This is a genomic window from Vibrio sp. 1159, assembly GCF_033340395.1.
GTDB lineage: Bacteria > Pseudomonadota > Gammaproteobacteria > Enterobacterales > Vibrionaceae > Vibrio > Vibrio alginolyticus.
In genome coordinates this window covers 1-1,017 of the sequence record NZ_JAWOWL010000198.1, presented here as the reverse complement: position 1 = coordinate 1,017, position 1,017 = coordinate 1, and the positions used below count along the sequence as shown (strand labels likewise).

Sequence of the window (1,017 nt, the reverse complement as noted above, 5' to 3'; positions counted from 1 at the left end):
ACTTACGCGTAATTCAGGTGTTTCCTGAAGGCGTTCGTATTACTGATCTTGCCGACGAGTTACAGGTAACCAAACCTTCTGCCTCCAATATGGTGGTGCGTTTAGAAAAGAAAGGGTTAGTGAAGCGTATTGCTTGCAATGAAGATGCTCGCGCAAAGCGTGTCTTACTGACGGAAGATGTCGCTGAAAAAATGTCTTTAGAGCAAATTGTTTATAAGGATATTTCGGATCAAATGATGCTAAAGCTAAACGAACAAGAAGCCAAACAATTGCAGTCGCTACTCAATAAAGCGCTTGGAAATTAATTCAAAAATTCATTTATTTAACTATTTAGTTAGCTTTGCTAACTATTGGTGAGAATCATGCAAAACTCCATTTATAAACAGTTTTGGAAATATACCATTCCAACTGTCGCAGCCATGTTGGTCAATGGGCTGTACCAAGTCGTCGACGGTATTTTTATTGGCCGTTACGTCGGCGCTGACGGATTGGCGGGCATCAATGTCGCTTGGCCAGTGATTGGTAGCATTCTGGGAATAGGGATGATGGTTGGTGTGGGAACGGGAGCCCTGACTTCCATCAGGCAAGGAGAGCAAGATCAACAAGGTGCGAAACGGGTCTTAACCACAGGCTTGCTATTTTTGTTGGCCCTGATGCCTATTGTCGCAACGATTCTGTTTTTCTTTGCTGATGACTTTATTCGTTGGCAAGGCGCTCAGGGGCGAGTGTACGAGTTAGGCTTGCAATATCTCCAGATACTAATCGTCGCGTGTATTTTTTCACTTGGCTCTATTGCGGTTCCATTCTTGCTACGTAACGACAACAGCCCTAACTTAGCCACAATTTTGATGGTGATAGGTGCAATCATTAATATTGTGTTGGACTATGTTTTCATTGCTTGGATGAATTGGGAGCTAACAGGAGCGGCTATTGCGACCGCATTGGCACAGATGGTTGTCACCGTGCTAGGTGTGGGCTACTTCTTCTCTTCTAAAGCGAAGTTACGTCTAACATTTA

Annotated in this window: 1 protein-coding gene and 1 pseudogene; both read left to right on the top strand. The window is 43.8% G+C overall.

Going from position 1 to position 1,017, the window contains the following annotated elements; genetic code table 11:
• On the top strand, window positions 1–305 hold a 305-nt coding region (locus tag R7127_RS26970; RefSeq protein ID WP_318148770.1), incomplete at its 5' end, for a MarR family winged helix-turn-helix transcriptional regulator.
• A gap of 57 nt (window positions 306–362) precedes the next feature.
• Window positions 363–1,017, top strand: a pseudogene (gene vmrA, locus R7127_RS26965) (sodium-coupled multidrug efflux MATE transporter VmrA); the annotation flags it as partial.